Below are 6,067 nucleotides of genomic sequence, written 5' to 3'. Positions count from 1 at the left end.
ACCCGCTACGACAAGACGGCCGAGTCCTACCAGGCAGCCGTCGCCCTCGCCTCGCTCCTGATGTGGGCGTGACATTTGAAGACACTGCCTAGGGGGAGAGGCGTTCCACGGTCCACTTGGCTTCGGTGGCGTCCGTACGGGCGTAGCGGAGGCGGTCGTGGAGGCGGTTTTCTCGGCCCTGCCAGAACTCGACGGTCTCCGGGCGGACCCGGAAGCCGCCCCACTGCGGGGGTGCCGGGATGTCCTCGCCCTCCGGATAGCGGTCGGCCAGCCGTGCGTACACGGCGTCCAGCTCCTCGCGGGAGGCGACCGGCACGGACTGCTCGCTGGCCCAGGCGCCGAGCTGGGAGCCGTGCGGGCGGGTGCGGAAGTACGCGGCCGTCTCGTCGCGCCCGGTCCGCTCGGCCGTGCCGGAGACGATGACCTGGCGGGCGATGTCGTGCCAGGGGAAGAGCAGCGAGACGTACGGGTTCGCCTCCAGCTCGCGGCCCTTGCGGGAGGCGTAGTTGGTGAAGAAGACGAAGCCCCGCTCGTCGTACTGCTTCAGCAGGACCGTGCGGGAGCTGGGGCGGCCCTCGGCGTCGGCGGTGGAGACGACCATGGCGTTCGGCTCGTGCAGGCCGCTGTCGGCCGCCTGCTCGAACCAGCGGGTGAACTGCTGGTACGGGTCGGGCGCGAGGTCGCTCTCCGCGAGGCCCCGCGCGCGGTAGTGGGCGCGCATCGAGGCCGGATCGAGGGTGGTGGGGGCGGTGGTTGCGGCGTCGTCAGCATGGTCAGCGTGAGGCACGCCGCCAATCTTGCAGCATCCCGGCGCCGCGCGGTCAGACAGTCTGCCCGGAGCCGGGAACGGAGACGGGAGAGGTGGGGGTGGTGTGGGTTCCGGGCCGCACCGGATATCGTGACCGCTCCGTACGAGGAGGGGACCGGAACCACGGCCCCGACCTCGCAGCGGGTGACGACCGGCCGCACCGGGCATGACCGGGGAGACGGCAGGTCCAGGGAGCCGCACTCACGAGGGAGCCGCCACTATGTCCGATTTCGTACCCGGACTTGAGGGAGTCGTCGCGTTCGAGACGGAGATCGCCGAGCCCGACAAGGAAGGCGGTGCGCTGCGCTATCGAGGCGTGGACATCGAGGACCTGGTGGGCCATGTGTCCTTCGGGAACGTCTGGGGTCTCCTGGTCGACGGCGGTTTCAACCCCGGGCTGCCGCCCGCCGAGCCCTTCCCCATCCCCGTCCACTCCGGTGACGTCCGCGTCGACGTGCAGTCCGCGCTGGCCATGCTCGCCCCCGTCTGGGGCCTGAAGCCGCTGCTCGACATCGACGAGCGCACCGCCCGCGACGACCTGGCGCGGGCCGCCGTCATGGCGCTGTCCTACGTGGCGCAGTCCGCGCGCGGCCAGGGCGTGCCGATGGTGCCGCAGCGCGAGATCGACAAGGCCGACACCATCGTCGAGCGCTTCATGCGGCGCTGGCGCGGCGAGCCGGACCCGCGCCACGTCGCGGCCGTCGACGCGTACTGGACGTCGGCCGCCGAGCACGGCATGAACGCCTCGACGTTCACGGCCCGCGTCATCGCCTCCACGGGCGCCGACGTGGCCGCCTCCCTGTCGGGCGCCGTCGGTGCCATGTCGGGCCCGCTGCACGGGGGCGCGCCCTCGCGGGTGCTCGGCATGATCGAGGAGATCGAGCGCACGGGCGACGCCCGCGCCTACGTCAAGCGCCAGCTCGACCAGGGCGAGCGCCTCATGGGCTTCGGGCACCGCGTGTACCGCGCGGAGGACCCCCGGGCGCGGGTGCTGCGGCGTACGGCGAAGGAGCTGGGCGCGCCCCGCTTCGAGGTCGCCGAGGCGCTGGAGCGGGCGGCCCTCACGGAGCTGCGGGAGCGGCGTCCGGACCGGGTGCTGGAGACGAACGTCGAGTTCTGGGCGGCGATCGTGCTCGACTTCGCCGAGGTCCCGGCGCACATGTTCACGTCGATGTTCACCTGCGCCCGTACGGCCGGATGGTCGGCGCACATCCTGGAGCAGAAGCGGACGGGCCGACTGGTCCGGCCGTCGGCCCGGTACGTGGGGCCCGCGCCCCGCGACCCCCGTGAGATCGAGGGGTACGTGGAGCAGGGCTGAGCGCACCGCGAAGGGGCGGGTGGGGCGGCGCCGCCCCACCCGGCGCCGCCCCGGCCTGCGGCGTCTCACCTCGTGGGCGAGGTGGGCGCCTCCTCCGCGACGGGCGGCGCGGCCTCTCCCGCGTGCCCGTCGGGCTCGGGGTCGGTCCCCAGGGAGTCGACGAGGGCGTCGCCCTCGACGGAGCCCTCCGGTTTGACCAGGCCGATCACCACGTACAGCACCAGCGAGGTGAGCAGCGGCCAGCCGACCGTCATCGCCTCGGTGACGTCCGCGTCGGGGACGCCCCAGTAGAGGTACGACCAGACCGCGAGGCCGCCCGCCCAGGAGCCGATCGCGGCCCAGGCGCCGTTCCGTTTGAACCAGGGCAGGAGCCCCAGCATCAGCGGGATGGAGATCGGGCCCATGGTGGCCGCGACGATGCTGACGACCACCGTCATGATGAAGCCGTCGGGGTCGCTGAAGAGCGCGAAGCCCATGCTCACGGTGACGAAGGCGACCGTCGTGATGCGGGCGAAGAGCAGTTCGCGGCGCTCGGTGAGGCGGCGCAGCCTGGGGAAGAGGACGGGCGCGAGGTCGCGGGTGATGACCGCGGTGATGACGTTGGAGTCGGAGGCGACCATCGCCATCGTGTGGGAGAAGAAGCCCGCCAGCAGCAGTCCGATGAGGCCCGTGGGCAGGAGTTCCTGCGCGAGCTTGATGTAGGACTCCTCGCCGTTCTCCAGGCCGGGGACGATCAGGGGTGCGGCGATCATCGGGATGAAGAGGATCAGCGGCCAGATCAGCCACAGGGCGCTGGAGAGCAGGGCCGACTTCTTCGCCCGTGAACCGGAGGGCGCGGACATGTAGCGCTGCGCCAGGTTCCACATGCCGCCGTTGTACTCGAAGGTCTTCACGAGCAGGAACGCCATGATCAGGCCGGTGGTGACGCTGCCGTTGACCGGGTCGCCGTGGCTCTCGGGGAGGTCGCCCCACATGGTCCACAGGGTGGAGACGCCGCTCAGGTGCGCCATGACGGCGACGAGCATCGCGAGGCCCGCGACGGCCTGGATGACGAACTGCCCGAAGTCCGTGAGGACATCGGCCCACAGCCCGCCGAACGCCATGTAGAACATCGTGCAGACGCCGGTGAGGATGATCCCCCACTCCAGCGGTATGTCCGCGAAGCCCTTGAGCAGGACGGCGATCGCGACCCACTTCGCCGCGATGTCCACGACCTTGAGGGCCGCGCCGCTGTAGGCCAGGACCTGCTGGGTGGGGAGGTTGTAGCGGACCGCGAGGTACTCCAGCGGCGACTTGACGTCGTGCTTGGCCCGCAGTCTGTTCCAGCGCGGGGCGAAGAGGAAGGCGCCGACGCCGACCCCGAGCCCGATGGTGAGGGGCCACCAGAAGTAGACGGTGATCCCGTAGTCGTAGGCGACGGCCGCGAAGGTCACGAACATGATCGCGCTGTAGCCGGACATGTGGTGCGAGATGCCGGAGAGCCACCACGGGATGCGGCCGCGCGCGGTGAAGAAGTCAGCGACGTTCTCGATGCGTTTCGTCGACCACAGGCCGATCCCGATCATGACGCAGAAGTACGCGCCGACGACGACCCAGTCCAGACCGGACATGGCGGCTCCTCTGGTTCATCCATATGAACTCGTGCCAGCTCGCTGAACAATCGCCGTCACACTAGGAGCGCCCTATAGGAGCGTCAAGACTGCGCACACGGCGAAGCGCACAAGAAAAGCCCCTTCCGGTTCACATCCGTGTCGGATACGAACCAGAAGGGGCAGTACGGCAGTTGCGGGCGTTCAGGCGGTCAGGTCCAGCCACTCCCCCACGGCCAGCACGCGTGCGCGCCGCCCGGCGTGCGCGCGGAACTCGCCCTCCGGGTCGGGGACCTCGGCGTAGCCCGCGATCTTCTCCGGCTGCTCCGGCGCGTAGTGGACCGGCACCGCGTGGCGGGCGTCGAGGATCTCCGCGGCAGCGGCGGCCTGTTCCGGGTCGAGTGCGGCGGGCAGCGGGCTCGGCGGCTGGAGGTGCGGCGCGTCGACCACCGCGCCGTTGGCGGGCAGGAACACCGCGTCGAACGGGCTGAACCGGCGCGCGACCAGCCACCAGTAGCCGTGGAACATCGTGTCGCCGCCGTGGAAGACCCGCTGCCCGTCGGCCTCCACCACCCAGTTCACCTGCGGGTCGCCCAGCCCGTCGACGGCCGGGACGGCGGTGACGCGGAACGGCCCCTCCTCGCGGGTGGACCAGACGTCCACGGTCTCGGCGGCCAGCCCGTGCTGGACGAGTTCCTTCTCGGCCAGGAGCGTCGTCGCGTTGTCCACGTCGTCGCCGTGGCCGGGCGCCGGGCGCAGCACCGGCGCCCCCGGTGTCAGCGCCTCCGCGAGCGCCGCCGCGTCGGTGTGGTCCCGGTGCAGGTGGGTGACGAGCGCGAGACCGGCCCGCCCGTCCGGCGCCACCAGCCCCTCGCCGGACGTCCACCCCGTGAACAGCGGCGAGAGGTCCCGCACATGGTCGATCAACAGCCGCTCACCGCCGCCCGCCTCGACCTCCACCCCGGCCCAGCCCAGCCGTCGTACGCGCATCCCGCACTCCTTCGCTCATGGTTCCTGACTCCTGTGACTGCCGCGGAATTTAGCGTACGAGCGTTCTCCAAGGCAATAGAGAACGCCCGTACGCTATCCTTCTCGCATGTCACCACGACGCTCGGCGGCCGAAGCGCTGCTCACCAGGGGCCGGATCCTCGGCCGCGCGGCGGAGATCGCCTCCGAGGAAGGGCTCGACGGCATCACCATCGGCCGCCTCGCCGACGAGCTGGGGATGAGCAAGTCCGGGGTGCACAAGCACTTCGGCACCAAGGAGACGCTGCAGATCTCCACGCTGGACAAGGCGTTCGTGGACTTCTGGCACCGGGTGGTCGAACCCGCGCTGGCCGAACCGCCGGGCCTGCGGCGGCTGCGCGCCGTGTGCGCCAACTCCGTGGACTACCTGGCGGAGCCCCTGCTGCCCGGCGGCTGCCTCATGACCGCCGCGCTCTCCGAGTACGACGGCCGCCCCGGCCGGGTGCGCGACGCGGTGGCCGAGGTGTGGTCGCGCTGGCGGGGCCGGCTGCGCGCCGACCTGGCCGCTGCGGTGGACGGCGGGGAGCTGCCCGCCGGGTTCGACGTCGACCAGGCGCTGTTCGAGATCGTCGCCGCCGGGCTGGCGCTGAACGCGGCCATGCAGCTCCAGCACGACGCGGCGGCCGTGGACCGGGCCCGCCGTGCGATCGAACGGGCGCTGGCCCAGCGCTGACCCGCTGCCCCCTCACTCCGCGAGGGCCGCCTCCACCAGCGTCGCCCACTGCGCGACCACGCGGGCCCGTCGCGCGCTGTCGTCCGTCAGCAGATTGGCGAGGCCCAGCCCGCGCGCCATGTCGAGCAGCCCCTGCACGGTCTCCCGGACGCCGGGCTTCCGCTCGTCCGCGCCGAGGAGCTCGACCGCCATCCGGTGCGTCTCCCGCCCGATACGGGCCTCCAGCGCGGTCACCCGAGGCCCGAGCTGCGGCTCGTTCGACGCGGCGACCCACAGGTGCAGCGCGGCCCGGAAGAGGGGCCCGGTGTAGAGGCCGACCAGGGTCTCGACGGCCTCGTACGCCGAGCACCCCGGCCGCACCGCCTCCCGCAGCACCCGCGACCGTTCCTCCGCGACGTACTCGACGGCGGCCGTGAACAGGTCCTCGCGCGTGGGGAAATGGTGCTGCGCCGCGCCGCGCGAGACCCCGGCGTGCTCGGCGACGACCGTGACCGTACTGCCCGACCAGCCGTGCTCGGCCAGGCACGTCACGGCCGACTCCAGCAGCCGCTGCCGGGTGGCGCGGCTGCGGTCCTGCTTGGGGGCCGCGCCGCGGGTGACGTTCACCGGACCTCACCCGCCACGAAGCTGCCCGGGGTCACGCCGGGGCGCCC

General features: G+C 72.0%; 6 protein-coding genes. 2 read left to right on the top strand and 4 right to left on the bottom strand.

Translation table 11 applies throughout. The annotated features are described in order from the left end of the window. Nucleotides 1–88: 88 nt before the first annotated feature. Complete coding sequence (pdxH, locus tag ACGF3A_RS13545) at nt 89–721, bottom strand: pyridoxamine 5'-phosphate oxidase (protein ID WP_393729131.1); 633 nt, start codon at nt 719–721, stop codon at nt 89–91. 307 nt (nt 722–1,028) lie between these two features. Here pdxH and ACGF3A_RS13540 point away from each other — a divergent pair, with 307 nt between their 5' ends. Then, on the top strand, nt 1,029–2,126 hold the full coding sequence (locus ACGF3A_RS13540; RefSeq protein WP_393729036.1) for a citrate synthase 2: 1,098 nt from the start codon (nt 1,029–1,031) through the stop codon (nt 2,124–2,126). Between the two features lie 65 nt (nt 2,127–2,191). Here the strand turns inward: ACGF3A_RS13540 and ACGF3A_RS13535 are convergent, their stop codons facing one another. Both ACGF3A_RS13535 and ACGF3A_RS13530 read right to left on the bottom strand, forming a co-directional pair. After that, nucleotides 2,192–3,736 carry a sodium:solute symporter family protein gene (locus tag ACGF3A_RS13535; protein WP_393729034.1) on the bottom strand — a complete coding sequence of 515 codons (1,545 nt, stop codon included), beginning with the start codon at nt 3,734–3,736 and terminating at the stop codon, nt 2,192–2,194. Between the two features lie 183 nt (nt 3,737–3,919). Further along, complete coding sequence (locus ACGF3A_RS13530; RefSeq protein WP_393729032.1) at nt 3,920–4,705, bottom strand: MBL fold metallo-hydrolase; 786 nt, start codon at nt 4,703–4,705, stop codon at nt 3,920–3,922. Between the two features lie 106 nt (nt 4,706–4,811). Here ACGF3A_RS13530 and ACGF3A_RS13525 point away from each other — a divergent pair, with 106 nt between their 5' ends. Continuing rightward, nucleotides 4,812–5,414, top strand: a complete 603-nt coding sequence (locus ACGF3A_RS13525) for a TetR/AcrR family transcriptional regulator (RefSeq protein ID WP_393729030.1) — start codon at nt 4,812–4,814, stop codon at nt 5,412–5,414. Between the two features lie 12 nt (nt 5,415–5,426). On the opposite strand, the gene ACGF3A_RS13520 is transcribed toward ACGF3A_RS13525, so the two are convergent. Then, nucleotides 5,427–6,020 carry a TetR/AcrR family transcriptional regulator gene (locus tag ACGF3A_RS13520; protein WP_393729028.1) on the bottom strand — a complete coding sequence of 198 codons (594 nt, stop codon included), beginning with the start codon at nt 6,018–6,020 and terminating at the stop codon, nt 5,427–5,429. Nucleotides 6,021–6,067: the final 47 nt, after the last annotated feature.

Source organism: Streptomyces sp. NPDC048172 (assembly GCF_043202595.1).
Classification (GTDB): Bacteria; Actinomycetota; Actinomycetes; order Streptomycetales; family Streptomycetaceae; genus Streptomyces.
Note: the sequence above shows the minus strand (reverse complement) of the source record. Positions and strands in the feature narration are given on the sequence as shown.

What these genes read in the sequence shown, in the direction of transcription:
- pdxH (WP_393729131.1), bottom strand. Translation starts at nt 721, where the DNA reads ATGCGCGCCCACTACCGCGCGCGGGGCCTCGCGGAGAGCGACCTCGCG.
- ACGF3A_RS13540 (WP_393729036.1), top strand. Translation starts at nt 1,029, where the DNA reads ATGTCCGATTTCGTACCCGGACTTGAGGGAGTCGTCGCGTTCGAGACG.
- ACGF3A_RS13535 (WP_393729034.1), bottom strand. Translation starts at nt 3,736, where the DNA reads ATGTCCGGTCTGGACTGGGTCGTCGTCGGCGCGTACTTCTGCGTCATG.
- ACGF3A_RS13530 (WP_393729032.1), bottom strand. Translation starts at nt 4,705, where the DNA reads ATGCGCGTACGACGGCTGGGCTGGGCCGGGGTGGAGGTCGAGGCGGGC.
- ACGF3A_RS13525 (WP_393729030.1), top strand. Translation starts at nt 4,812, where the DNA reads ATGTCACCACGACGCTCGGCGGCCGAAGCGCTGCTCACCAGGGGCCGG.